This is a genomic window from Arthrobacter sp. 10L430 (assembly GCF_056395245.1).
In genome coordinates this window covers 190,373-216,807 of the sequence record NZ_JBFTJD010000003.1, presented here as the reverse complement: position 1 = coordinate 216,807, position 26,435 = coordinate 190,373, and the positions used below count along the sequence as shown (strand labels likewise).

Genomic DNA, 26,435 nt, shown 5'->3' with positions numbered 1-26,435 from the left:
CAGGAGCTGACTATGCCCACCCCAGACATCACGCCCGGAGCACCCTGCTGGATTGACCTGATGACCTCCAACACCGACACTTCCCGGCAGTTCTATGGCGAACTGTTCGGCTGGGACTTCCAGACCGGGGACCAGGAAAAATACGGCGGCTACATCACCGCCAACAAGAACGGCAAACTGGTCGCGGGAATCATGCAGAAGCAGGAGGACCAGGCGGCCATGCCGGACATGTGGTCCACGTACCTGCGCACTGACGACGCCGCCGCCACGGCCACCGCAGTCACGGCCAACGGCGGCCAGGTGTACATGGAACCCATGGACGTCCCGGAACAGGGCCACATGGCGTTCTTCGGCGATCCGTCCGGCGCTGCCGTCGGCGTATGGCAGCCCCGCGAAATGCGCGGGTATGAAGTGGTTGCCGAACCCGGCACCCCTGCGTGGCACGAGCTTCACACCAAGGACTACGCCACCGCTGTGAAGTTCTACCAGGACGTCTTTGGCTGGAACACGGACGTCATGAGCGATACCCCGGAGTTCCGCTACACGACTCTGGGCGCGGGCAGAGACGCGAAGGCCGGGATCTACGATGCCGCGGCGGACCTGCCAGCCGAGGTCCCGTCGAACTGGGTCGTCTACTTCGCCGTGGGGGACGCCGATACATCCATCGAGAAGGCCGTCAGCCTGGGCGCCACCGTCGTCGACGGACCCGACGACACACCCTTCGGGCGGCTGGCCACCTTGGCGGATCCCACCGGCGCCAGGTTCAGGATCGTGCAGGACACTGGGCAGGGCGCCCAGGCCCAGACCGCGGAGGCGGAGACTGCGGGGGCCTGATCGCTAAAACCGTCCACCGCAAGTAAATTCCTGTGAAAAATACCGGCCAGGACCTTCCAGCGAAGCGACTGGCCGGTATCGGCCAGTACAGGGCCAGCGACCACGACCCCGTGCTCGCTGGCCTTGACCTGCCGGCCGGCCCTGCCGCTCCGGCCACCGTTGACCTGAACTTCCTGGGCATCAACGATTTCCACGGCCGCATCGACACCAACACGGTGCTGTTCGCCGGCACCGTGGAGATGTTGCGCGCCGCTGCACCGGGCCCCACTGCTTTCCTCTCCGCGGGGGACAACATCGGGGCATCGCTGTTCGCGTCCTCTGCTGCAAGGGACCAGCCCACCCTCGATGTCCTCAACACACTGGAGCTGAGGGCCTCCGCGGTGGGCAACCACGAGTTCGACCGCGGCTGGGCGGATTTGCGCGACCGCGTCGCCGGCGGCAGCAACGCCAAGTTTCCCTACCTCGGCGCCAACGTCTGCAGGAAGGGCACCTCGGAGCCCGTGCTGCCGGAGTTCACGGTCCTCGAGATGAGCGGCATCAAGGTGGCCGTCATCGGCACCGTGACCCAGGAAGTGCCCTCCCTCGTCACTCCTGCCGGGATCACTGGGCTTGAGTTCGGCGATCCCGTCGACGCCATCAACCGCGTTGCGGCCAGGATCAAGGCGGAGGACCTGGCAGACGTGATCGTCGTGGAAAACCACGACGGCGCAGGGTCCGGAACACCGGAAGGCGCCACTTTGGAGCAGGAGGTGGCCGCCGGCGGCCCCTTCGCCAAGCTGGTCTCCGAAACATCCGCCGACGTGGATGCGATCTTCAACGGCCACACCCACAAGGAGTACGCGTGGGATGCTCCCGTTCCCGGGGTGGAGGGCAAGACCCGGCCCATTGTGCAGACCGGCAACTACGGCGAGAACATTGGACAGATCCAGCTGACCGTGGACACCAGGACGAAGGCTGTCACCGGCTACAAGGCAGGAAACGTCAAGCGCACCACTGATGCCGCCGCGGACCTTGTGGCCGTCTACCCCAGGGTCGCCGCCGTCGACGTGATCGTCAGGAAGGCCCTCGCCGAGGCTGCTGAAATCGGAAACCAGCCGGTGGGCAGGGTGACCGCTGATATCACCACGGCGTTCACTCCCGTCACGGACACCACTCCGGCGAAGCGGGACGACCGCGCGAGCGAGTCCACCCTGGGCAACCTCGTGGCCGACTCTCTCGTGGATGCGCTCAAGGCGCCGGAACTGGGCGGAGCCGAAATCGGCGTCGTGAATCCCGGCGGGCTGCGCAACGAGCTGTACTTCGCACCCGACGGAACTATCACGTACGCCGAGGCCAATTCCGTCCTGCCATTCGTGAACAACCTGTGGACCGCCTCCCTCAGCGGGGCACAGTTCAAGACGCTCCTGGAACAGCAGTGGCAGACCAACCCCGACGGCAGCGTCCCGAGCCGCGCCTACCAGCAGCTGGGCCTGTCCGAGAACGTCAACTACACCTACGACGCCGCCCGCGCAGCGGGAGACCGCATTACCGCGATCCGGGTGAACGGGAAACCGCTTGATCCGGCCAAGCCCTGCCGGATCGGGATGTTCAGCTTCCTGGCAACGGGCGGCGACAACTTCCGGGTCTTCAAGGAAGGCACGGGCACCAAAGACTCCGGCCTCGTGGACCGCGACGCATGGATCAGGTACCTGCAGGAGCACAACCCCGCGTCCCCTGACTTTGCCCGGCGCACCGTGTCCGTCGTCAACTCGACGGCGGCGGCGGTCAAGGGCGGCGACGCCTTGACGCTCGAAGTCTCCAAGCTGGACCTGGCCTCGCTGGGCAGCCCGGCCAACAAGTCATTGACTGCGGTTTTCACGGACGCGGCGGGCACGACCACCCCGCTGGGCACGGTTCCCGCGGCCTCCGGGGCAGCCACAGTGAACCTCGCGGTGCCAGCAAAGGCTGCAGCCGGCGTCGGAACGCTGATCCTCACCGCCATTGAGTCGGGAACCGTGGTGAAGGTCACCGTCGTGGTCTCTGCCGTCGGCCCCGTCAGGGCTTGAGGATGGCGCGGGCGATTTCGTCGGCGTCGCGCAGGGTGCGCTGGCCGCTGGCGTAGACCGGGCCGGCCTGCTGCACGGCTTCGGCGGCGATCGCCGTTCCCCACTGGGTTGCCGAGAGCTGGAGGCCCAGCACGAAGACCCGCTTGGCAACTTCTCCGTTGGCTGCCACCGGCCGGTAAGGATGCGGGCTGACATCCAGTCCCGAGGACTGCACCGGTGTTCCTTCAACCGTCATCATCGTCCGCGGCCGCACCAGCCCGTCGGCGAGGAGCTGTTCCAGCAGCGGAGACTCGTTGACGGACACCCGGTTGGCCGGTGCCAGGGCCTCAACCATGGTGCGGGCCTTCGCGGCGGCGTCCTTCACCCACGGTGACGCGGCGGTAAAGAACCCCGCCTTCCGGTCCAGCCCGAATTTGGGGTCCGGTCCCACGAAACTGACCACGCCTGCGCGGGCCAATGCGGCGAGCTGCTCGGCACGGAGCGCCGGGGGCCCGCTGGCGAGGCCTTCCACAAACGACTCAAACCAGCCCCGCAGCCCGGCGACCCACGACTCGTCGGTGATGCCGCCGTCGGCCACCACTGACTTCAGCACGGCGCGGCCGTGGTGCAGCGCACCGATGGTCATCTTCAGGGGGTCGTCCTCGCCGAGGGCAGAGCGGCGGGCGTCGTCGAGCAGATAGTCGACGACGGCGGCGTCCAGCTCCGCGCGGGAACCGAACGGCTGTCCCGCCAGCGGCGCCGCGAGGCTCAGCAGATCCAGCCTGCCGTCGGGGCGGACATGTCCTTCGATGACCGCCCTGACAATCTCTTCCCATTTTGCCGTCGTATGGGCATGTGGGTGCAGCGCCTCGTCCAGTTCCTTCAGGAACCTGGCCGGATCCGGCACGGCTGCAGGCTCGGAACGCACCAGCGTGGAGTAGTACGCCCACAGGGCATCGCGGTGCAGGAGCGGCCAGAGGTCGTGGTCGAAGGCCGGAACGATGCCGGCTGCGGCGAACCTCCGCAAGGCGGCCCCGGTGCAGTACCGCAGGGTCACCGACGCCGGGTAGTAGCCCTCAAGAGTGGCCTTGGAACGGTACGGCGTGCCGCGCCGGGACGCGGCGATGATCAGCGGTTCCTGGCCCGAGGGCAGGTACTCAAGGGCGTCTCCGGCGTCCACGAACTTCCCGCCCCGGCCCTCGGTGAGCTGGCCCATGACGTCAAAGAAGTTCAGCCCCATCCCGCGGACCAGCACCGGTTCGCGGGCTGGAACAGTCGACCAGTCGACGTCGGCAGGAACAGCAGGCGGAAAGTAGCGCAGTCCGAATTGGGCGGCAGCTGCCTGCAGTTGGCGCTGCTCCGGGCTAAGCCTGGAGTCCAGGTGGCCCAGTGCCAACACCACGGAATCGGCGGCAAGCGTCCCGCCGCCGGCCAGCTCGACGTCGAACGTTCCGTCCGGCGAGGGGCGCACGGCGGTGGCCGACGTTTCGTGGAAGTCCACCGTGACGCCGTCGGGCACCACCGCGAGGAGTTCCTCAAGCGTGGAGCGGAGGTAGCGGCCGTACAGGGCACGGCTGGGGAAGTCACCGGAGCCGAGCACGGCCAGTTCCGCGAGTTCCTCTTCGGTCAGCCCGGGAAGGGGATCCTGCTGCTGCCGGGCCCGCCAGCGGTCAAACGTTGTGCCGGCAACCGGGGCGGCAAGCTGCGGGTCCTCCGGGATGAGCGTGGGGTAGAACGACTGCGTGTTCATCAGGTACAGCCGCGACTGTCCGGGCTGCCACACATGCCCCGCGCCGGCCGGGTAGGGATCGACCACGTCGATGTGCAGGCCGGCTTTCGCCTGTACCGGCGCCGATTCGGACGACGAACCGGATGAAACAGATCCGGACGTGGCCGCCGCGGCCCAGTTAGCGAGCAGCCGCTCCAGCACGCTGGTACCCCTCGGCCCGGCGCCTATCAGTACCGTCCGGATGCTTTGCGATGTGACCACGGCATCCAGAGTATCGGCATGTGACTTGCTAGCTGAGCCGGGATGTTGTTTGGTTGGGGCCATGACCACCACAGCAGCTGATTCCGCCGCCGCGTCCGGCGCCGTTCCCCCCGAAACCGCGCCCGAGCCCACCGATGAAAACATCTGGCTCGAGGACATCTACGGCGAGGAACAACTGGCCTGGGTCCGGGAGCAGAATGCCAGGACGGAGGACCTTCTGGAGGACGCGGACTATGCCCGCCTCGAAGGCGAGATCCTCGAAGTGCTGGACTCCACGGACAAGATCGCCATGGTGAGCAAGCGTGGCGACTGGTACTACAACTTCTGGAAGGACCGGCAGAACCCGAAGGGCCTGTGGCGCCGGACCACCTGGGAGAGCTACTGCACCGACGCCCCCGAATGGGACGTGCTGCTCGATGTGGATGCGCTCGCCGCCGCCGAAGGTGAGGAATGGGTCTTCCACGGGGCAAACTTCCTCCGGCCGGAACCTGGCCTGCCCTACCGGCTGGCGCTGCTGGCCCTCTCCCCCGACGGGGGCGACGCCAACCGCTACCGCGAGTTCGACGTCGAGACCCGCAGTTTCGTTGACCACGTCGCCGGCGGCTTTGACCTTCCGACGGCGAAGGGCAACGTTTCGTGGCTTGACGCGGATACGCTGCTGGTAGCCAGCACGGCGGACGCCCTGCCGCGGACCGCCTCATCCTACGCACGCACCGGCGTGAAACTGCACCGCGGCCAGTCCCTGGCCGATGCGGCCAGGATCTTCGAGATCCCCGAGGACCACATGATGGCGATCGTGGCCCACGACTCCACGCCGGGGTTTGAACGGACCTTCGCCGTTGACTGGATCGACTTCTTCAACCGGACAACCTCTGTGCTGCGGGACGGGTCCTGGACGGCAGTCGATGCGCCCACGGACGTCAACCTCAGCGCGCACCGGGAATGGCTGCTCTTCCGGCCGCAGCGCGAGTGGACAGTGGACGGAACGAGCTATCCGGCGGGTTCGCTGCTCGCGGCGGATTTTGACCGCTACGTTGCCGGCGAGCGCAGGCTGACGGTCCTCTTCACCCCGGATGCCCACACGTCGCTGCAGTCCTGGAGCTGGACGCGGAACTTCCTGCTGCTGAACCTCCTGCGTGACGTCTCCTCGGAAATCCGGGTGCTGGACCCGTCGCAGCCCGCTTCGGGGGCAGGGGCTGAAGCTGACGCTGACCATCGGGCCGGCGCCTGGGCCTCCTCCCTGCTGGATGCGTGCCCTCCCCTGCACGACGTCAACGCCTTCGCCGTGGACGACGAGGACGACGCAGAAGGCGGCTCCGACGGCGGACACCGCTCCCCCGGCGGACCGCGAGGGGCAGGCGACGATTTCTGGCTCGTCGCCACCGGCTTCACCACCCCCACCACGCTGACCCGCGGAACCCTGTCAAGGGAAAACCACGCCCAGGACGCAGGCGTGGTGAGCAGCCACGCAGTGGTCAAGGCATCGCCGTCGTTCTTCAACGATGCCGGCTACGAAGTGCAGCAGCACTTTGCCGTGTCCGAGGACGGCACCCGGGTGCCGTACTTCCAGATTGCGGCGCGCAACCTGGTGCTCGACGGGCAGAACCCCACCCAGCTCTTCGGGTACGGCGGCTTCGAGGTCTCGCGCACGCCCGCCTACAGCGGCGCGGTGGGCCGGGCCTGGCTGGAGCGGCGGACCGCGGAATCGGCCGGCGCCGACGGTGCAGCGCCCCACAGCCGCGGCGGCGTCTATGTGGTGGCCAACATCCGCGGCGGCGGAGAATACGGTCCTTCCTGGCACCGGGCTGCGCTGCAGGAGAACCGGCACCGCGCGTTCGAGGACTTCGCCGCCGTCGCAAAGGACCTTATCTCGCGGGGTGTCACGAGCCGGGAGCGCCTTGGCTGTGTGGGCGGCTCCAACGGCGGGCTCCTCGTGGGCAACATGCTGACGCGCTTCCCGGAACTGTTCGGCGCCGTGTCCTGCGGCGTGCCCCTACTGGATATGCGCCGGTACACCAGGCTCTCCGCGGGTCATTCGTGGATTGCCGAGTACGGTGATCCGGACGTCCCGGAACAGTGGGAATTCATCAGGACGTTCTCGCCGTACCACCTGCTCAGGGACGGGGTGGACTACCCGGAGACCTTCATCTGGACCGCGACGTCGGACGACCGGGTGGGCCCGGTGCAGGCCCGCAAGATGGCCGCCCGCATGGAGGCCATGGGCATTCCCAACGTCTGGTTCCACGAGGCGCTTGAAGGCGGGCATGCCGGAGCCTCGGACAACAGGCAGGCCGCCGCGCTCCAGAGCCGCAGCCAGCATTTTCTCTGGAGGTCCCTCGCGGGCGGGACCGCCTGACACGGGGCGGAACGCCGCCGCCGGCCCGCCTAGGCCGCGTGCTGACGCCGTTTTGCACTGGGTGGCCCGTTCTGCGTATCCTTGGTGGGCTAGGAATAGCAATTGGAGACGTGCCAGAGCGGCCGAATGGGCTTCACTGCTAATGAAGTGTGGGGCACAACTCCACCGGGGGTTCAAATCCCCCCGTCTCCGCGTTTGGCCCCGGTCCCTGGACCGGGGTCTTTTGCGTTCCCGGGGTTGTGCGTGGCCGTTGTTTTGCATGGGCGGGGTTTCGCATGGCCGTTGTTCCGTCCGGGTCGCGGACGCGTGGCGCGGTGCTCCTCGCTCCGGTGGCAGGATAATCGCATGACTGGCAACGAGGCATATGACTCCATCGTCGTGGGCGGCGGACACAACGGACTGGCGGCAGCCGCCTACCTGGCCAAGGCCGGGCTCCGCGTGCTCGTGCTGGAAAAACTCGACCGCGCTGGCGGCGCCGCCGTCTCGGCCCAAGCCTTCGACGGCGTCCACGCGCGCCTCTCGCGCTACTCATACCTGGTCAGCCTCCTGCCGCAGCGGATCATCGACGACCTTGGACTTCGGGTCCGGCTGGCCCGCCGTCGTTATTCGTCGTACACGCCGGACCCGTCGCACCCGGGCCGGGGCCTCCTGATCGACAGCGGCGACGCCGCGTCCACTGCAGCGTCGTTCGCAGCCATCGGCGCCCCCGACGGTGAAGCCGAAGCCTTCACCAGGTTCTACGCCAGCTGCCGCAAGCTCACCGAAGCGCTGTGGCCCACCCTGATGTCCCCGCTGCGGACGAGGTCCGAGGCGCGCCGGGTCGCGACGGCTGCCGGGGCCTCGGAGGCCTGGGATGCCGTGATGGAGCGGCCCATCGGCGAGGCCATCGCCGGCCAGCTGCAGCACGGCCTGGTGCGCGGCGTCGTGTTGACCGATGCCCTGATCGGCACGTTCGCGGAGGCCGGCGGGAAAGACCTGCAGCAGAACATTTGCTTCCTGTACCACTTGATCGGCGGGGGCACTGGCGACTGGGATGTTCCGATCGGGGGCATGGGCTCGGTGTCCGCGGAGCTGGAACGTGCCGCCCGCGAGGCAGGGGCCACCGTGCTCACCGGCGCGGAAGTGACGGCCATCGACCCCGGCGGAGGCGTGAGCTACCGCCGCGCCGGCGAAGACCGTGCGGCGACGGCCCGCTGGGTGCTGGCCAATGTTGCCCCGGCCGTGCTGGGCCGGCTGCGGACACCACCCGCGGGTTCCGGCACCGGAGTTTCGAACCCGAACCACGCCCGCGAAGGCTCCCAGGTCAAAGTGAACCTGCTGCTGAGGAGGCTGCCCCGCCTCCTGGACGAAGGGGTCACCCCGGAGGCCGCCTTCGGCGGAACCTTCCATATCAACGAGACGTGGGACCAGCTGGACCAGGCGTACCGGACAGCGGAGTCCGGCGCCATCCCCGAACCGCTGCCCTGCGAGATCTACTGCCACACGCTGACGGACCCCAGCATCCTGTCACCGGAGCTGCAGGCCGCCGGGGCGCAGACCCTCACGGTTTTCGGCCTCCACGTCCCTGACCGCCTCATCACCCGGGAGAACAACGGGGCCCGGCGCGCGCAACTGCAGGCGGCCGTACTCAGGTCCCTGAACTCGGTGCTCGGCGAACCCATTGAACCCCTTGTCATGACCGCACCGGACGGCACTGGCTGCATCGAAACCAAGACCACTCTGGACATCCAGCGGGCCGTGGGCATGCCGCGCGGCAACATCTTCCACGGAGGCCTCGACTGGCCGTTCGTCGAGGACGGTACGCCGCTGGACAGTCCGGCCCGCCGCTGGGGCGTGGCCACCAGCGACGAACGCATACTGCTGTGCGGCTCCGGTGCGCGCCGCGGCGGGGCCGTCAGTGCCATCGGCGGGCACAACGCCGCCATGGCTGTCCTGGAACTGGCCCGAAACTCAGCACTGGCCCGGGACTCATGAGCGGCGAGGTCAACGGCCCGGGACGCGATATGCCGGAAGGCGGGGCGCCGAAAGAGAATGCCCTGGGCGGCGCCCCGGCTGGCGGTCAGGCAACGGCGGCCCATCCGTGGAACCCGCGGCTGGCGCTGCTCGTGGCGGCCACCTTCTTCATGGAGTTCCTGGACGGGACGGTGCTGACCACGGCAATCCCCAGCATCGCCGACGACTTCAATGTGGCGGCCGCGGGCGTGAACATCACCATGACCGCCTACCTGATGACGGTGGCCATGGGGATACCGCTCAGCGGCTGGCTCGCGGAACGGCTCGGAGCACGCCGCATCTTCTGCCTGGCCATTGCTCTCTTCACCGTGGCTTCCCTGCTCTGTGCCGTGAGCCAGGACCTGACCATGCTGACCCTCAGCCGCATTCTGCAAGGGGCCGGCGGGGCCATGATGGTTCCGGTGGGCACTCTCGTGGTGCTCCGCGGCACGCCCAAGGCCGAGCTGCTGCGTGCCACGGCCTACCTCGTGTGGCCCGGGCTTCTGGCCCCTGTGCTGGCGCCGCTGGTGGGCGGCGCGCTGACGACTTACCTGTCCTGGCACTGGATTTTCCTGGTCAACCTCCCCCTGGGCGCCGCGGCTTTCCTGGCCGCCCTCCGCCTCGTGCCACCCGTGACCGGCGACCGGGCACGGAGGCTCGACTGGCTGGGACTGGTCCTCACCACAGCCGGAGTGGGGGCGCTGGTGGTTGGCCTGGAGCTCGCCAGCGCCCATCCAGAGGGGCAATGGACGCTGCTGAGTGTAGGAGCCGGAGCTGTTGCCCTGGCAGCGGCGGCGCTGTGGATGCGCCGGGCTGCCAATCCGCTGTTCGACCTGACCGTATTTTCGACGCGGACGTTCCGGGCAACTAACACCGGCGGCTTCATCTACCGGCTGACCATCAGCGCCGTGCCCTTCCTCCTTCCGCTGATGTTCCAAGAAGGATTCGGTTGGAGCCCCCTGCACGCGGGCATCATGGTGGCGGCGGTGTTCATCGGGAACATCGGCATCAAACCCGCCACCACACCGCTGATCAGACGCTTCGGGTTCAAGTCCGTCCTCGTCTTTGCCTCCCTCGCGTCGGCCTCGACCTTCGCCCTCTGCGCCCTGCTCAATCCGGGAACGCCGGAGCCCCTGATATTTGTGCTCCTCGTTTGCAGCGGGGCGTTCCGGTCGATCGGGTTCTCCGCCTACGCCTCCGTCCAGTACGCAGACATCGTGCCGGGCCAGCTGACCTCGGCCAACGCCGTATCTGCGACGCTGGTCCAGCTCGCCACCGGAGCGGGCATCGCCGTGGGCGCACTCCTCCTCCGCGTCTTCGACGCCGCTCCGGTTTTGGCCTCCGGATTAGGCGGCGTGCTTGGTGCGGGGCAGGGCGACGGCGGCGTGGCCGGCTACCGCGGGGCCTTCCTGTCCATTGCCCTGCTGATGCTCCTCAGCACGGCCGACAGCCTGATGCTGCACCGGCATGCCGGGGCCGAGGTCAGCCGGCCTGGGCCAGCGCCAGCGGCAGAACCGCCCCGGCGCCGGCCCGCCTGAGGGCACGGCCGGCAACGGTAACGGTCCAGCGGCTGTCCACAAGGTCATCAATGAGCATCACGCTTTGGCCGCCAAGACCGGCCACGGCAGTTCCCAGTTCTGGCCCCACCACCAGCCGGTCCCACACTCCGGCGAGACGGTAGGCGCTGTTGCCGCCGCGGCCGCCCGTGGGCCCGCCGTGTGCCATCTCCAGCTGGCCCAGATACGGGATGCGGCCGATGTCGGAGATGCCCCGGGCCAGGGATTCCACGAGGGCCGGTTTGCCGCGCGACGGCATGCTGACGATGGCCGCCGGCCGCCCCGCGCCACTCCAGCCCGGAACGCGGGAGTCGCCGGCGCCCCATTCGCGCAGCACCTGGACGCATGCCTGCAGCATGCCGGGATCCACGGTGCGGTCCGGGGCACCGGCGGCGAAGAGTTCCCGCAGCGCCCCGCCCCAGCCCAGGTCCGTCAGACGGGCAAGCACGCGGCCGTTGGCCAGACTTTCGTCCGGCTTGATCTTTCCTTTGACCGGCACGCCCAGCCGGTCCATTCCGCTGGGCCATTGCAGCCGCGGCTCCAGCACCATGCCTGCACGGCTCAGCGTCTGCCCGGCCGCCGCCGTGGCCGAGGCTGCGATGTCTGCCCGGAACCATTGGCCGGCGCAATTGTCGCACCGGCCGCAGGCGTGGGCGGTCTCATCATCCAGCACCGAAGTGATGTATTCCATCCGGCACCCGGCCGTGTCCTGGTATATGACCATGGAATCCTGCTCGTCCACCCGGGCTTCCGCGATGCGGCGGTAGCGTTCGGCGTCATAGGTCCAGGTCAGTCCGGTTGACCGCCAGCCGCCGCCCACACGCTCCACTGCGCCGTCGACGGCCAGGACCTTGAGCAACAGTTCCAGGGGGGTCCGCCGCAGGTCCACGCGCGCCTCCAATGCCACCGTGGACACCGCCGTCCCTGCCTCGGCAAGCGCTGTGAGCACGGCGGCGGCCTTCTCCTCCGAAGGCATGGAGGCCGTGGCAAAGTACTGCCAGATGTCCCGGTCCTCCGCCCCGGGGAGCAGCAGGACGTCGGCGTTGGCGGCCCCGCGGCCGGCACGGCCCACCTGCTGGTAGTACGCCACCGGTGAGGACGGCGCACCGAGGTGCACCACAAAGCCGAGGTCCGGCTTGTCGAAGCCCATGCCCAGCGCGGAGGTGGCCACGAGCGCCTTGACTTCATTGTCCTTGAGCAGCTGTTCAGCCCGTTCGCGGTCCGCGGGGTCGGTGCGGCCCGTGTATGCCAGCACCTCGTGGCCCGCCTCAGCCAGAAGACGGGCCGTGTCCTCGGCCGCCGACACCGTCAGGGTGTAGATGATTCCGCTGCCCGGCAGATCCGCCAGGTGCGTCAGCAGCCAGCCGAGCCGTTCACGGGAGTCGGGCAGCGTGAGCACGCCGAGCCGCAGCGACTCCCTTCCCAGGGCGCCGCGGATGGTGAGCACTGCGTCGCCCAGCTGCTCTTCGATGTCGTGGACCACGCGGGAGTTGGCCGTGGCGGTCGTGGCCAGGACCGGAACCGTGTCCGGCAGTTGCGTGATGAGGTCAGCGATCCGCCGGTAGTCCGGGCGGAAATCGTGTCCCCAGTCGGAAATGCAGTGGGCTTCGTCGATGACCAGGAGTCCGGTGCGGCGGATCAGCTCGGGCAGCTGGTTTTCACGGAACGAGGGATTGGTGAGCCGCTCAGGCGAAACCAGCAGGACGTCCACTTGGTCCGCCGCGAGCTGCTCGCGCACAGTGTCCCACTCCAGCTGGTTGGCGGAATTGATGGCCACGGCACGGACACCGGCACGGGCGGCGGCAGCCACCTGGTCCCTCATCAGCGCCAGAAGTGGCGAAACGATGAGAGTGGGCCCTGCCCCGCGCCGCCTGAGCAGCAATGAGGCCACGAAGTAAACCGCCGATTTTCCCCAGCCCGTCCTCTGCACCACCAGCGCCCGCCGGCCGCCGTCGACCAGGGCTTCGATCGCCTCAAACTGGCCGTCGTGAAAGTCGGCGCCGGGGTGGCCGACCAGCTCCCGCAGGACCTCCAAGGCCTGGCCGCGGGTTCCGGAAACTTCCGTGGTAGTGCCGGAAGGAGTGCTTGAGGCGGACGGTAGAACTGCAGCGTGCTGGTTATTGGCCATTGATTCAGTATCCCAGCCGCCTCTGACACTCCAAAGCCCGGCCCCTGCCATGTGGACAACGGCACGCACTCATGCGGGCGGCAACCCGCCGCCACCTCCGTGACTTCCCCTCCACTGGCCGCTGCCCGCTTCAAAGTAAGATAAATCCCGTGACTAGCAACCAGACCAATACTTTTGATCTTTCAGCCTCGTTCAAGGCGTATGACGTCCGCGGCATCGTGGGCGAATCCATCACCGCCGAAATCGTCGAAGCCGTGGGCGCAGCCTTCGTCGACGTGCTGGAACTCGAAGGCCAGACGGTCCTGGTCGGAGGTGACATGCGCCCCTCCTCCCCCGAATTCAGCAAGGCTTTCGCCAACGGCGCCGCCACCCGCGGAGCCAACGTCCAGCTGCTGGACCTGATCTCCACGGACGAGCTCTACTACGCGTGCGGTGCCCTCAACGCCGCCGGCGCCACATTCACCGCCAGCCACAACCCCGCCGCATACAACGGCATCAAGATGGCCAAGGCCGGCGCCGTGCCCATCTCCTCCGAAACAGGTCTCAAAGAGATCCAGGCCCTCGCGGAGCAGTACCTCAACGAAGGCTCCGTCCCTGCAGCCGCAACCCGCGGTCAGATCGGCGTCCAGGATGTCCTCAAGGGCTATTCCGAATACCTGCGCAAACTCGTGGACCTCTCCGGCTCCCGCCCGCTGAAGGTAGTGGTCGATGCGGGCAACGGCATGGCCGGACTCACCACTCCCGCCGTCCTCGGCGACGCCCTGCTGCCGAAACTGCCCTTTGACATCATTCCGCTGTACTTCGAGCTGGACGGTTCCTTCCCGAACCACCCGGCCAACCCGCTGGAGCCGGAAAACCTGCGCGATCTTCAGGCCGCCGTCGTCGAACACGGGGCAGACATCGGACTGGCTTTCGACGGCGACGCCGACCGCTGCTTCGTCATCGACGAAAACGGCGACGCCGTGTCGCCGTCGGCCATCACCGGCATGGTGGCCCGCCGCGAGATCGCGCGCGCCAAAGCGCAGGGTGAGGAAACGCCCGCCATCATCCACAACCTGCTGACGTCCCGGGCAGTGCCCGAGCTCGTGTCCCAGGACGGTGGACGCGCGGTCCGTACCCGCGTAGGCCACTCCTTCATCAAGGCCGTCATGGCGAAGGAAGGCGCGGTCTTCGGCGGCGAGCACTCCGCACACTTCTACTTCCGCGACTTCTGGAATGCAGATACGGGGATGCTTGCGGCCATGCACGTCCTGGCTGCCCTGGGTGAGCAGAACGGCCCGCTTTCCGAGCTCGGCCGTGAATACGAGCCTTACGTTTCCTCTGGCGAGATCAACTCGGAGATCGAGGACAAGGCCGGCGCGGTGGAGCGCGTCCGCGTTGATTTCTCCGGCGAAGACGTCACCGTCGACAATCTCGACGGCAGCACGTTCACGGCCGCTGACGGCAGCTACTGGTTCAACCTTCGCCCTTCCAACACTGAGCCGTACCTGCGCCTGAACGCCGAAGCCACAGACCAGGCCACCATGGAGCGCGTCCGAGACCGCGTACTGGCCCTTGTCCGGAGCTAGGATGGAGGAAGTGGCAGAGCCCCAATCATCTCAGCCGGCACCGTCGTGGCGGACGTCCGTTCCCGAGGCCACCGCCACGGACCTGGAAAACCTGCTGGGCACCGGCATGGGAGCCGCGCAGGAGCAACTTGAGCGCAACGGCGGCTTCATGCCCTTCGCGCTCGTGGTGGAGAACGACGGCGAGGTCCGCCTCGTGGCGGTCTCTCCGGCGGATGCCGAATCCGGCTCCGGAGACGAGTTCAATGCCGACGCGATGATCAGCGACATCACTGCGCTGCTGCGCCAGAACCGCGACGACTTCCGGGCTGCCGCTATCGTCTGCGACATCACTCTGCTCGAGGAAGACTCTGACGCCATCCATGTGGCAACAGAACACCGCGATGGGGCTGTGTTTGCGGCCGTCCTGCCGTATGCGGCAAGCCCGGCCACGCGTGAGTGGGAGTTTGGCGAACTCGCGGCGGACACGAATGAACCCGCCATCTGGGTGGACTAGACCGGGTATGAGCAGCCGTCATTTGCACAGTGTCCCTAGGCTGGACTCATGAAAATCAACGCCTTCACGGATGTGAGCCTGCGCGCCCTCATGGTGCTCGCGGCTACGCCGGACGGCGACCTTCTCACGACCCAGAGCGTGGCAGACGCGGTCGGCACGCCGTACAACCATGTCAGCAAGGCCATGGCCAGGCTGCGGGTTCTGGGCCTGATCGACGTTGAACGCGGCCGCAACGGCGGGTCGAGGCTCAGTGCAGCCGGCCGCCGCGTCTCCGTGGGACAGGTTCTCAGGCAGCTCGATACCCGCGAAGATCCTGCCGACTGCATCGGGCCGGGCGGCAACTGCCCGCTGATCAACGAGTGCCGGCTTCGGGCCGCCTTGGCCCGTGCCCGCGAGGCGTTTTATCGGGAGCTCGACGACGTTGTGGTGGCCGATCTTCCCGGAACGCGCCAGATGGCGCCCGTGTTCCAGATGATAGGCCTACGCCCCGGCGTCTGACCGATTTGGCATTGATTTCTACAGGGTGTAGAACTTAGGTATAAATACTTGTATTTCAAATACGAATATTTTATCGCGGTCCGGACCAAGACCCCGGGCCACTACCTCAGGAGTACACATGCTCTCGGACAAATCCCGCCCTGTCATCGAGGCCACGCTTCCGCTGGTCGGCTCCCGGATCGGCGAAATTACGCCGAAGTTCTACGCGCGGCTTTTTGCGGCACACCCCGAACTCCTTGATGGCCTGTTCAGCCGTTCCAACCAGCGCTCCGGCGACCAGCAGCAGGCCCTAGCCGGAAGCATCGCGGCCTTCGCCACCCATCTTGTAAGCAACCCCGGAACCTTGCCGGAGACCGTGCTGTCCCGCATCGCCCACCGCCACGCCTCGCTGGGCATCACCGAACCGCAGTACAAGGTGGTCTACGAGCACCTGTTCGCGGCCATAGCCGAAGATCTCGCCGAAGTCATCACCCCCGAGATCGCCGAGGCCTGGACCGAGGTCTACTGGCTCATGGCGGATGCTCTGATCAAGCTCGAAAAGGGCCTCTACGCTGCCCAGGCCAACGGCAAGATGTGGAGCCCGTGGCGGGTAGCGGCCAAGTCCCCTGCGGGAACCGGCGCCATGACCTTCACCCTTGAACCGGCGGACGACACCCCGGTCACCCCGGCTCTTCCTGGCCAATATGTCAGCGTGAAGGTCGAGCTCCCCGACGGCCTGCGCCAGGTCCGCCAGTACTCGCTCTCCGGCGACGCCGGCACCAGCCGCTCCTTCACCTCCAAGCTGGACGACGGCGGTGAGGTCTCCCCCGTCCTGCACAACAGCGTGGAGGTAGGCAACATCCTGGAGATCTCCAACCCCTACGGCGAAATCACGCTCAAGGACGGCGACGGACCGGTCGTGCTGGCCTCGGCAGGCATCGGCTGCACGCCCACGGCGTCCATCCTTCGGTCCCTGGCAGAGTCGGGTTCCGACCGGGAGGTGCTGGTGTTGCACGCCGAAAGCACTCTGGAGAGCTGGGCACTGCGGGGGCAGATGACCGATGACGTCAAACGCCTCGAGGGCGCCAACCTCCAGCTCTGGCTCGAGCAGCCGGAGGCCGGAGCCAAAGCCGGATTCATGTCCCTGCGCGAAGTGGATCTCCCGGCCGACGCCTCGCTGTACCTCTGCGGTCCGCTTCCGTTCATGAAGCACATCCGCAACGAGGCCATCAACGCCGGCATCCCCGCCACGAAGATTCACTACGAGGTCTTCGGCCCGGACATCTGGCTGGCCAGCTAGCCGCAGACTTCAGCGGACTTCCGGTGCCCCTGGCGGGCTGACCCCCAGCAACGGCAGCATCACCTCGTCCACCACCTGCACCAGGTAATCGTCCTCGATGGGGGCGGCCGAGAAGATGAATCTCTGCCGCAGCAAGGCGGGGCCCGCCTCGATTTTGCAAGCCGTGGCCAGGGCGGGGTCGCATTCGCCGCGGGCCACGGCTTGCTCGATGATGGCGCGCATGACCTTGACGACGTTGCCCCGCGCGTAGTCGTGGATTTCCGCGGCCACTGCCGGGTTCTGGAGCGCCTCGCCCAGCAGCCCGCGCATGGCCTGCCCCACCACTCCTTGCAGTTGCTGCGCCACGTGCCGCAGGACTGCCAGGGCATCTCCGCGCAGGCTTCCGGTGTCGGGGGCGGACGCGGGGCTGGGCATCGCATCGTAGGCTGCCTCTAGTACCAAAGCTGCACGTCCGGGCCACCGCCTGTAGAGCGAGGCCTTACTGGCCCGGGCGCGCTCGGCCACGCTGTCCATGGTCAGCGCGGCATAACCGGATTCGGCAATCTCTGCCCGAACCGCTTCGAAGATGGCGCTGTTCAGGGCAGCTCCGCGGCGGCGCGGCAGCTTGCGGTGGTCCTGCAGCTCCGGCATCTCAGGCCCCGTCCTCCGAGAGCGCCGGCAGGACCACTCCGCCGGTTCCGTCCACGAGTACACGCTGCCCGTCGGCCAAGGTGCTGGTACCTGAACCAGTGCCCATGACAGCCGGAATTCCGTACTCCCTCGCCACGATCGCCGCATGCGAGCCGATCCCTCCGGTGTCCACCACGACCGCGGCGGCCCGCTGGAACAGGGGTGTCCAGGACGGGTTTGTATATGGGCAGACCAGGATCTCGCCGCTGCGCAGCTGCCCGAACCCGGCAGGTCCACGGATCACCCGCACGGGTCCGCTCGCCTGGCCGCGGCTGGCTGGCGTTCCGGTGACAAGGGCCCCTTCCATGCGGCGATTACGGCCAAAGAGCAAATCCTTGTCCAGCAACGGGATCCCCTCCAGCTCGCGCCGCTTCGCCGCCCGCGCCAGCACCAGTGGACGGAAACGCTCCCGGACGGAAGCCGGCAGCGCCCCGCCGTCGTCCGTGTCCGTGATGGACGCCAGCTCCTCGAAGCGCAGGTGGTAGACGTCGTGGGCCTCGTCGACCACGCCGGCAAGCACCAGGCGGCGGCCGAGCTCCTGGTACGCGCGGCGCATCGGCGGAATGACCTTTGTGGCGTAGAAGTGGCTATCCTCGCGGAACGCCATTCCGGTCCGTGCAGACTCGACGGAGGCCAGCACACTCCGGCACAGCGGCCCGAACCGGAGGGCAGGGTGCTTCGTCAACTCGTCCAGCGCCATCCCGGTCTGGTCGGCCGTCTGGAGCCGCTCGCCGAACATGGCTTTCACCAGCCCCAGCACCACTTCCGGCGCATCGGACCACGTGGGCGCACTGCTTAGAACAACGCTGATGGTTTCGCGGTGGCCGTATTCGAGCAGAAACGCTTTGAAAGCCTCGCGGAAGGCAGCATGTTCGGGTTCCTTTTCCACCAACTCCAGCAGCCGGCTTGGGTCCGATTCGGCAAAGGCGCGCGACAGCCCGGGATCATCGGCGGCAATCGCAGCCAGCCGTTCAAGGGCGCGGTTCGCCTGGCTGGTCCGGGTTTCCGCCCCCGCGATCAGCGCAGCCGCCAGCTTCACCTTGCCCAGCAGCAGGAGCATTAGGCGCATTTTTAGCAACGGTACGAATACTCCGGGCAAGTAGGAGACGCGCAGATCCGTGATGCCCCGCATCGTTGCGAAGGATTCTTCCACGAGCGCGACCACCGCACGCCAGCGCAACAGGCCGGGATCCTTCCCGTTCAGCTGCTCCACGTTCTCAAGAAACGCGGAAAACCGTGGATCCTGTGTCCAGTTGGCCGGATTGAACTGCCTCGCGCGGCGCACCAATGACGCAGGCGCGGCAAGGGTCCGGATGGTCGGGTGCGGAATCGGCGGGACGAGCCGCACCACCACGCCGTCCTCCTCCGGGAGCAGCTGTTCAACGGTTGGGAAGACCACCCCCACGCTCCCGGCCATCCGATGCAGCATGGCCAGGATTCCCCGGCTCATCCAGCCGGACACGTCCAGCGGATAGGGCCGTTCCTGGAACATCTCCATGAAAAACGGCCCCAGCCGACGTTGGAAGGGGTTGAGCGTCTGCGGCTGGGGCGGCAGCGCCGTCATGGGCCGCGACTGCAGCACATACAGGACTCCCCCAGCCGCCGCCCATTCAATGTCCTGCGGCCGCCCGAAGTGCTGTTGTGCCCTCTGTCCCAGACGGGCCAGCTCCGTCAGCTGATCCGCGGCCAGCTCCGGCTTCACGCCCGGCGCACCGGGGTTTTCCTGTGTGCCGCCGCCCTCGGCCGCGCTGATCACCACTTCCCGGCCGCCGGGCGCAAAGCTGAGCGTCTTTCCCGTGCGGTCCAGGACATAGTGTTCCGGCGTCACCCGGCCCGTGACCACCGCTTCCCCCAGCCCGGGGTTCGCGTCCACCACGATTTCAGCCCGCTCACCCGTGACGGGGTTGGCGGTGAACATGACTCCAGCCGTATCGGCCGGCACCATTCTCTGCACGACGACGGCGATGGCCAGTTCCTGCGGATCGATCCCCTGACGTTGGCGGTAGGCAATGGCCCGGTCCGTCCACAGTGACGCCCAGCAGTCGGCGACCGCCTGGACCACGGCGTCCTCGCCCAGCACGTTCAAGTACGTGTCCTGCTGGCCGGCGAACGCGGCTCCCGGCAAGTCCTCCGCCGTGGCACTGGATCGAACTGCCACGGGTCCGCCACCCAGCTCCGCATAGGCGGCGCCGATTTCCTGCCTCAGGTGCCGGGGCAATTCAGTTCCGGCGAACAGGGCACGGATGGCGGCGCCGCGGCTTTCACCCTCAGCCGTGCCAACGTCCGGGCCCTCGCCGGGGTCAACGCGCAGGATGCCCTCCAGCGCGGCCCCCACCCTTGTCTCCGCCAGGAAGGACAGGTACGCGCCGGTGGTGACGATGAAGCCCGGCGGCACCGGAAATCCCTGGCGCACCAGCTCGCCCAGGGCAGCACCCTTTCCCCCGGCGGCGGCCATGTCCCCGGCGCTGAAATCGGCCAGCGGGGCGGTGGTCTTCTCAGTCATCCGGGGCTCCTCGTGGTTTGCGGTCGGCAGGGTCTGCAGCTTCGGACAGGGCAGGATCCGGGTCGGCAGTATCTGAGTTGGCGGGGTCCAGGTTGGCGGGGTTCGAGAGCGCGGCGTCGGTGGGCGCGGCGTCGGCATGTGCCGTGGTCCGCAGCTCCCGCTCGGGCAGGAAGAGCGTCAGGACGAATGCCGCGGCCAGCACGATGGCGGCATAGCCGAAAACCGGCGGAAGTGCGTGGCCGAACGCCTCGCCCACTGCACTGCGTTCCGCAGCAGGCAGACGCTCAAGGGCCTTGGGCGTCAACGATTTGATGCTGTCCCCCAGTGCTGCTGCCAGCGGCGCGGGGACGGCGGCGGCGAAGCGCACAGTGATCTGGGAACCCAGTACTGCCACACCAACAGAGGCGCCCACCTGGCGAAGAAAGGTCACGGTGGACGTGGCCGCGCCCAGGTCACGCCGCTCCACGGAGTTCTGCACCACCAGCACCATGACTTGCATGACCAGCCCGATGCCCAGCCCGAGCAAAACCATTGAGGCCATCACCAGCCAGGGGCTGCTGCCCGAATCCAAGGTGCTGAACAGCCAGGTTCCGGGAACGGCTAGCAGCGTCCCGGCCACCGGGTACAGCTTGTAGCGTCCGGTGCGGGTGATCAGCGCGCCGGATGCCGCCGTCGTGAGCAGAAGTCCGGCCATCAGGGCGATCAGCATGCCGCCGGAAGCGGTGGCCGACATGCCCATGCCCACCTGCAGGAACGCCGGAAGGTAGCTCAGCGTGGCGAACATCGCGAAGCCGATCAGGAAGCTGACTGCCGTGGGGATCGCGAAGGCGGCGTCGCGGAACAGCGACAACGGAATGATCGGGTCCGCCATGCGGCGCGCGGCGAGCAGCCAACCGGCCAGGGCCGCAACAGCCACCGCCGCCAGGACAGGTGCCACCCAGCCCGGCCCCGGATAGCTGCCGCCGCTGCAGAGCAAGATCACCGAGACGATTGCGAGGCACAGCAAAGCCGCACCGCCATAGTCCACGTGTCGCCCGCGCGGAGGGTCCGGCAGCCGGAGCGTGAGGGTCACCACGGCAAGGGCGGCCATGCCCAGCGGCACGTAGAAATAGAAGATCCAGCGCCAGGAGAAATGGTCCACCACCGCCCCGCCGGCAAGTGGACCGGCCACCGCGGCCACAATGAAGGCGGCGCCGATGATGCCAAGAAACCTGCCGCGGTCGCGCGGACTGACAAGTTCGCCAATGATCGCCTGTGCCCCGATCATGAGCCCTCCGCCGCCGATGCCTTGAATCGCCCGGTAGCCGATGAGTTCCGGCACGGTCTGCGCGAAGGAGCACAACGCCGCGCCAACAATGAAGAAGATCAGGGAGCCCTGGAGGACGCGCTTGCGCCCAAAAGCATCGCCGAGTTTGCCGGTCAGGGGCATTGCAGCCGTGGCGGCGACAAGGTAACCGGTGATGATGGCGGACATCTGGTCCAGACCACCCAGGTCTCCGGCAACGGTGGGCAGTGCCGAGGCCATGACCGTCTGGTCCAGGGCTCCGAGGAACATCACCAGCAGGATGCCAGGCAGCGCCGCCCTGATGGCAGACGGGATCCGTTTGGTGTGCTGGGCATCGTCCATGGCCCGGTCCCTAAAGTTAGAGAACCACTAGTTCTCTAAAAGCTACTCCCGCCGCATGCGCGGCACAATGGCCCGGCGCGGCTGCCGGGGTTTCCGGCGCAAAGTACGACGGCGGCCCCGCACCTTTGACTCAAAGGTGCGGGGCCGCCGTCGTACTAAAGGGGTGGGGACCTAGGCCAGGCGGGCCTTCAGCCCGTCAAGTTCCTGCTGGAGAGCGTCCGGCAGCGAGCTGCCGAAGTTCGCGAACCACTCCTCGATGGAAGCAAGCTCGGTCTTCCACTCGGCGGGGTCGACGCGCACAGCCTCTTCCACCTGGGCCGGAGTCATGTCCAGGCCGGTCAGGTCGATGGAATCGCCCGTCGGAACGAATCCGATAGGCGTCTCCACTGCATTGGCCTTGCCTTCGAGTCGTTCGATGGCCCACTTGAGAACGCGCGCGTTGTCCCCGAAGCCCGGCCAGGCGAAGCCGCCCTCTGCAGTGCGGCGGAACCAGTTGACCAGGAAGATCTTGGGCAGACGTTCCGGATTGGCCTTGGCGGACAGGTTGACCCAGTGGTTCAGGTAGTCACCGGCGTCGTAACCGATAAACGGAAGCATGGCCATGGGGTCGCGGCGCACGACGCCGACGGCGCCGGCGGCTGCAGCCGTGGTTTCTGAGGAAAGCGTGGCGCCCATGAAAATTCCGTTGGACCAGTCACGGGCCTCCGTGACCAGCGGGATGGTGGTCTTGCGCCGTCCGCCGAAGAGGATGGCGGAAAGCTCCACACCGTTGGGGCTGTGGTACTCCTCGGCCAGCATGTCGATCTGGTCGATCGGCGTGCAGAAGCGGGAGTTCGGGTGGGCTGCCGGCTTGTCGGAGTCCGACGTCCAGGAGTTGCCCTGCCAGTCAGTGAGATGGGCCGGAACCTCTTCCGTCATGCCCTCCCACCACACACCGCCGTCGTCGGTGAGGGCGACGTTTGTAAAGATGCTGTTGCCCTTGGCGATGGCACGCATGGCGTTGGGGTTGGTGCCCCAGCCGGTGCCCGGAGCCACGCCAAACAGGCCCGCCTCAGGGTTGACGGCGCGGAGCTCGCCTTCCTTGCCGAAGCGCATCCAGGTGATGTCGTCCCCGAGGGTCTCCACCTTCCAGCCTTCAATGGTGGGGTCCAGCAGGGCAAGGTTTGTCTTGCCGCAGGCGGACGGGAAGGCAGCGGAGACGTAGTACGTCTTCTGCTCCGGGGAGGTCAGCTTGAGGATGAGCATGTGCTCGGCGAGCCAGCCCTCATCGTGCGCCATGACGGAGGCGATGCGGAGGGCGTAGCACTTCTTGCCCAGCAGGGCGTTGCCGCCGTAGCCGGAGCCGAAGGACCAGATCGAACGCTCCTCGGGGAAGTGGACGATCCATTTGTCCGGGTTGCACGGCCAGGAAACGTCCGCCTGGCCGGGCTCCAGCGGTGCGCCGAGGGAGTGGAGGGCTGGGACGAAGAACGCGTTCGTCTCGGTGATCCGGTTCAGCACGTCTGTGCCGATACGGGCCATGATCCGCATGGAGGCAACAACGTAGGCGCTGTCCGTGATCTCCACGCCGAACTTGGGATCTTCGGCATCGAGGTGGCCCATGACGAAGGGGATGACGTACATAGTGCGGCCGCGCATCGAGCCGGAGAAGAGACCGCGGAGCTTCTCCTTCATCTCCGCAGGAGCCATCCAGTTGTTGGTGAAGCCGGCGTCGTGCTCTTTTTCAGAGCAGATGAATGTCTGCTCTTCCACGCGGGCAACATCGGCCGGGTCCGAAAACGCCGCGAAGGAGTTGGGGAACAGCTCCTGGTTGAGTCGCTTCAGCGTGCCCGCGGCGACGAGTTCGTCGGTGAGGCGGGTGTTTTCTTCCTCGGAGCCGTCGACCCAGTGAATCCGGTCCGGCTGGGTCAGCCCAGCGACCTCTTCGACCCATGCCAGCAGGCCGGCATGTGTGGTGGGTGCTTTCTCAAGCAGCGGCAGTCGCGCCAGGTGGCCCATTTCGGTTCCCTTCGTCGGGTTCGGTGGTGTGAGCTAAATGCTATTTGCGATCGTCTAGTCCATTTCGTGGTCAGACATGGGATGTCCAGTGCCGCCGGGACGAAAACCGCGGAAAATCAAGGGTGACGGATTGAGATTTTCCTAAATTCGTGACGAAGGTCACATAGACCGGTCTAGTTACGTATATTACACGGCTTTCGATTTGTAACTACGGGAGTCCTCGCGTAAAGTAATTCGAGGTTCGGGGCGAGCGGAAAGTTTGCCAGGGACCACAAGATGCGCCCATAGCTCAGCTGGATAGAGCGTCTGTCTACGGAACAGAAGGTCAGGGGTTCGAATCCCTTTGGGCGCACCACGAGAGAATCCCCGGAATCATTATAGATTCCGGGGATTCTTTGCGTTAAGTGGCAGGCGCCCTGTTTGGGGCGGCGGCTGTCCGGCGCCTACTCGGCTACCGCATCCGAAATCCGGCGGCGAATGCCATCGAAGTGGTGCGCCAGGTGCTCGGACGCCCGGGCTTTGTCGCCCGCGGCGACGGCCGTATAGATATTGCGGTGGAGTGCGGCCACTGCGGCCAGATCCTCGGTGCCCGGCCCGATCTCGGTGTGGATCTTGCGATATACCTTCCAGAAGACGCCCAGCAGGTTGAGCAGCAGCTCATTGTTCAGCGGCTCGAACAGCCGGCTGTGGAAATCTGAATCGGCCTCCACGAACGTCTCCCCTGACTCTGCGAGTTCCTCCATCCGGACCACTGAGGCCTCGATCGCCGCGAGCTGCTCCGCCGTCATGACGTCCATCGAACTCCCGATAAGCCCTGATTCCAGGGCCTGGCGCACATCCACGAGCTGCAGCGCCTCAAGCCCGTGGTGCCGCAGCGACAGCCTCCCGCGGAAAATCAGTCCGTCCGCAAGCGCTTCAAAATTGCTGGGCGCCACGAACATGCCGAAGCCATGGCGGATTTCAATGACACCCAGGGCCTGCAGCACCTTGAGCGATTCCCTCAGGGTGTTCCGGCCTACTCCAAGGGCAACGCACAGCTCGTTCTCGGTGGGCAGGGCATCCCCGGCCTCGAGGTCACGGTCCAGGATGAGCTCCATGATGTCCGACTGCAGGGCGCGAAGGCGGGCCTGTGCACTGAACCGCGCCGGCGGAACCATGTTGGCGGGCGACATTGGAGCTCCTTTGCAACGGGTACTTTTCACACCGTAGCGGATGTCCCATGTCCTCCGGACGGCACGGCGCCATGTTACGGAGCGCCCGTCCCCCACGAATTGGAGTGCGGTGCCAGGCAATGATCTGCTCCAACTGCCTGCCCGCAATGGATCCAGGGGCGCCCCATCCGGCCCTAAATTCCGCGCCGGGCGGGGCGTAGGCTGGTGCCATGACGCCACATGTTGTTGAACGGGAATTCGATGTCATTGTGATCGGCGCGGGCGCTGCGGGCGAAAACGTCGCGGACCGGGTAGTGCAGGGCGGTCTTACCGCGGTGCTCGTGGAAGCGGAGCTCGTGGGCGGTGAGTGTTCCTACTGGGCCTGCATGCCGTCAAAGGCCCTGCTTCGGCCGGGCACCGCGCTGCACGGCGCGCAGACAGTCCCCGGCGCCAGCGAGGCAGTCACCCGCACCCTTGACGCTGCCGCCGTCCTCAAGCGGCGTGATTCCTTCACCTCACACTGGCAGGATGACAGCCAAGTGAAATGGGTGGACGGTGCCGGCATCGAACTGATCCGCGGCCAGGGCAGGCTCACCGCCCCGCGGGCGGTGGAAGTAGCCGGCCTCGACGGCAACTCCTATGCGCTCACGGCGCGTCACGCCGTCGTGCTGGCCAACGGATCAACCCCGAACACGCCGCCCATCGAGGGCCTTGCCGGGATTCCGTACTGGGGAACCCGCGAAGCAACGTCCGCCAAGGAGGTGCCGGAGCGTCTTGCTGTCCTGGGCGGCGGCGTCGCCGGCACGGAGCTGGCCCAGGCGTTTTCACGCCTGGGGTCGGATGTCACACTCGTGGCCCGCAGCGGCCTCCTGGGCAATTTCCCGGCGGAAGCCGCGAAGCTGGTCGCGGCGGGCCTCCGGGCTGACGGCGTGGAGCTCCGCCTCAACACCGGGACGCGAAGCGTCCGCGAAAACGACGACGGCTCCCTCACCGTGACGCTCGACGGCGGCGACACCCTTTCGGTGGACAAGCTGCTGGTATCCACGGGACGGCACCCCGCCCTGGAAGGGCTCGGGTTGGAGCGCGTCGGGCTGGGCGCCTCCGACGGTAAGCGTCTGACACTCACCACCGACTCGACCGGCGTGGTCAACGCCGCCTCCGGAAGCGAGGACGGCCCATGGCTGTATGCGGTAGGGGACGCAGCCGGCAAGGCCCTGCTCACCCACCAGGGCAAGTACGAGGCCCGGGCCACGGGCTCGGCCATCGCCGCCCGGGCGAAAGGTGAGCTGGAGGGTACGCCGGAACCCTGGAGCCGCTTCGCGCAAACCGCCGATGAACACGCGATTCCCAACGTGGTGTTCACCGATCCGGAGCTGGCAACGGTTGGCCGCTCGGTCGAGCAGGCAGCGAGGGACGGCTACAACGTCGCCTCGGTGGAGCTGCCCATCTCTGTGGCGGGCTCGTCGCTGCACGCCGAGAACTACGAGGGCTGGGCGCAGCTGGTGGTCGACGAAGACCGCATGGTGCTGCTTGGCGCCACATTCGCCGGCCCCGACGTCGCCGAGCTGCTGCACGCGGCGACGATCGCCGTCGTCGGCGAAGTCCCGCTCGACAGGCTCTGGCACGCCGTCCCCTCCTACCCCACGATCAGCGAAGTCTGGCTGCGGCTCTTGGAGAAATACGGCCTCTGAGCGGAACCCTACTCCGCACCGCCGACACCGTGAGTACGAACACTTGAGGCCCCTAAATCCATGGATTTAGGGGGCTCA

16 protein-coding genes, 2 tRNA genes and 1 pseudogene are annotated in these 26,435 nt (G+C 67.0%); 12 read left to right on the top strand and 7 right to left on the bottom strand.

Annotated features, from left to right (window positions below):
* The first annotated feature begins 12 nt into the window (after positions 1 to 12).
* Positions 13 to 834 (top strand): VOC family protein, encoded by an 822-nt coding sequence (locus AC1DDG_RS05105; RefSeq protein ID WP_476875175.1) that lies wholly within the window; start codon positions 13 to 15, stop codon positions 832 to 834.
* Positions 835 to 917: 83 nt separating this feature from the next.
* Positions 918 to 2,867 (top strand): annotated as a pseudogene (locus AC1DDG_RS05100) (bifunctional metallophosphatase/5'-nucleotidase); the annotation flags it as partial.
* Position 2,868: 1 nt separating this feature from the next.
* Here AC1DDG_RS05100 and AC1DDG_RS05095 read toward each other — a convergent pair.
* On the bottom strand, positions 2,869 to 4,848 hold the full coding sequence (locus tag AC1DDG_RS05095) for an FAD/NAD(P)-binding protein (protein WP_476875174.1): 1,980 nt from the start codon (positions 4,846 to 4,848) through the stop codon (positions 2,869 to 2,871).
* A 61-nt stretch (positions 4,849 to 4,909) separates the two neighbouring features.
* Here AC1DDG_RS05095 and AC1DDG_RS05090 point away from each other — a divergent pair, with 61 nt between their 5' ends.
* The 4 genes from AC1DDG_RS05090 to AC1DDG_RS05075 all read left to right on the top strand — a co-directional run bounded on the left by AC1DDG_RS05090 (position 4,910) and on the right by AC1DDG_RS05075 (position 10,734).
* A complete protein-coding gene (locus tag AC1DDG_RS05090; RefSeq protein ID WP_476875173.1) occupies positions 4,910 to 7,204 on the top strand; it encodes a prolyl oligopeptidase family serine peptidase in 2,295 nt (764 codons plus the stop codon).
* Positions 7,205 to 7,308: 104 nt separating this feature from the next.
* Positions 7,309 to 7,396, top strand: a tRNA-Ser gene (locus AC1DDG_RS05085).
* A 153-nt stretch (positions 7,397 to 7,549) separates the two neighbouring features.
* Entirely contained in the window at positions 7,550 to 9,178 is a 1,629-nt protein-coding gene (locus tag AC1DDG_RS05080) for a phytoene desaturase family protein (RefSeq protein WP_476875172.1), read from the top strand.
* Entirely contained in the window at positions 9,175 to 10,734 is a 1,560-nt protein-coding gene (locus AC1DDG_RS05075; protein ID WP_476875171.1) for an MFS transporter, read from the top strand. Before AC1DDG_RS05080 ends, AC1DDG_RS05075 begins: the two co-directional genes overlap by 4 nt.
* Here AC1DDG_RS05075 and AC1DDG_RS05070 read toward each other — a convergent pair.
* Entirely contained in the window at positions 10,679 to 12,880 is a 2,202-nt protein-coding gene (locus tag AC1DDG_RS05070; RefSeq protein WP_476875170.1) for a RecQ family ATP-dependent DNA helicase, read from the bottom strand. The two genes, AC1DDG_RS05075 and AC1DDG_RS05070, sit on opposite strands and share 56 nt — an antisense overlap.
* Positions 12,881 to 13,029: 149 nt before the next feature.
* Between AC1DDG_RS05070 and AC1DDG_RS05065 the strand changes: the two genes are divergently transcribed.
* From AC1DDG_RS05065 to AC1DDG_RS05050, 4 genes are all read left to right on the top strand, one after another.
* On the top strand, positions 13,030 to 14,448 hold the full coding sequence (locus tag AC1DDG_RS05065) for a phosphomannomutase/phosphoglucomutase (protein ID WP_476875169.1): 1,419 nt from the start codon (positions 13,030 to 13,032) through the stop codon (positions 14,446 to 14,448).
* A gap of 10 nt (positions 14,449 to 14,458) precedes the next feature.
* Positions 14,459 to 14,941, top strand: coding sequence for a hypothetical protein (locus AC1DDG_RS05060; protein ID WP_476875168.1), 483 nt, complete (start codon positions 14,459 to 14,461; stop codon positions 14,939 to 14,941).
* A gap of 48 nt (positions 14,942 to 14,989) precedes the next feature.
* Entirely contained in the window at positions 14,990 to 15,439 is a 450-nt protein-coding gene (locus tag AC1DDG_RS05055; RefSeq protein WP_476875167.1) for an RrF2 family transcriptional regulator, read from the top strand.
* A gap of 118 nt (positions 15,440 to 15,557) precedes the next feature.
* Positions 15,558 to 16,718, top strand: a complete 1,161-nt coding sequence (locus tag AC1DDG_RS05050) for a globin domain-containing protein (RefSeq protein ID WP_476875166.1) — start codon at positions 15,558 to 15,560, stop codon at positions 16,716 to 16,718.
* Between the two features lie 9 nt (positions 16,719 to 16,727).
* Here the strand turns inward: AC1DDG_RS05050 and AC1DDG_RS05045 are convergent, their stop codons facing one another.
* The 4 genes from AC1DDG_RS05045 to AC1DDG_RS05030 all read right to left on the bottom strand — a co-directional run bounded on the left by AC1DDG_RS05045 (position 16,728) and on the right by AC1DDG_RS05030 (position 23,515).
* Positions 16,728 to 17,348 (bottom strand): TetR/AcrR family transcriptional regulator, encoded by a 621-nt coding sequence (locus AC1DDG_RS05045; protein ID WP_476875165.1) that lies wholly within the window; start codon positions 17,346 to 17,348, stop codon positions 16,728 to 16,730.
* A 1-nt stretch (position 17,349) separates the two neighbouring features.
* Positions 17,350 to 19,890 carry a PEP/pyruvate-binding domain-containing protein gene (locus AC1DDG_RS05040; protein WP_476875164.1) on the bottom strand — a complete coding sequence of 847 codons (2,541 nt, stop codon included), beginning with the start codon at positions 19,888 to 19,890 and terminating at the stop codon, positions 17,350 to 17,352.
* On the bottom strand, positions 19,883 to 21,517 hold the full coding sequence (locus AC1DDG_RS05035) for an MDR family MFS transporter (protein ID WP_476875163.1): 1,635 nt from the start codon (positions 21,515 to 21,517) through the stop codon (positions 19,883 to 19,885). The genes AC1DDG_RS05040 and AC1DDG_RS05035 overlap by 8 nt, the downstream gene beginning before the upstream one ends.
* 171 nt (positions 21,518 to 21,688) lie before the next feature.
* Positions 21,689 to 23,515 carry a phosphoenolpyruvate carboxykinase (GTP) gene (locus AC1DDG_RS05030; RefSeq protein ID WP_476875162.1) on the bottom strand — a complete coding sequence of 609 codons (1,827 nt, stop codon included), beginning with the start codon at positions 23,513 to 23,515 and terminating at the stop codon, positions 21,689 to 21,691.
* A 278-nt stretch (positions 23,516 to 23,793) separates the two neighbouring features.
* Here AC1DDG_RS05030 and AC1DDG_RS05025 point away from each other — a divergent pair.
* Positions 23,794 to 23,870, top strand: a tRNA-Arg gene (locus AC1DDG_RS05025).
* Between the two features lie 88 nt (positions 23,871 to 23,958).
* Here AC1DDG_RS05025 and AC1DDG_RS05020 read toward each other — a convergent pair.
* On the bottom strand, positions 23,959 to 24,687 hold the full coding sequence (locus AC1DDG_RS05020; protein WP_476875161.1) for a FadR/GntR family transcriptional regulator: 729 nt from the start codon (positions 24,685 to 24,687) through the stop codon (positions 23,959 to 23,961).
* A gap of 209 nt (positions 24,688 to 24,896) precedes the next feature.
* On the opposite strand from AC1DDG_RS05020, the gene AC1DDG_RS05015 reads away from it, so the two are divergent.
* Positions 24,897 to 26,357: a dihydrolipoyl dehydrogenase family protein gene (locus tag AC1DDG_RS05015; protein ID WP_476875160.1), complete on the top strand. Its 1,461-nt coding sequence runs from the start codon at positions 24,897 to 24,899 to the stop codon at positions 26,355 to 26,357.
* Positions 26,358 to 26,435: the final 78 nt, after the last annotated feature.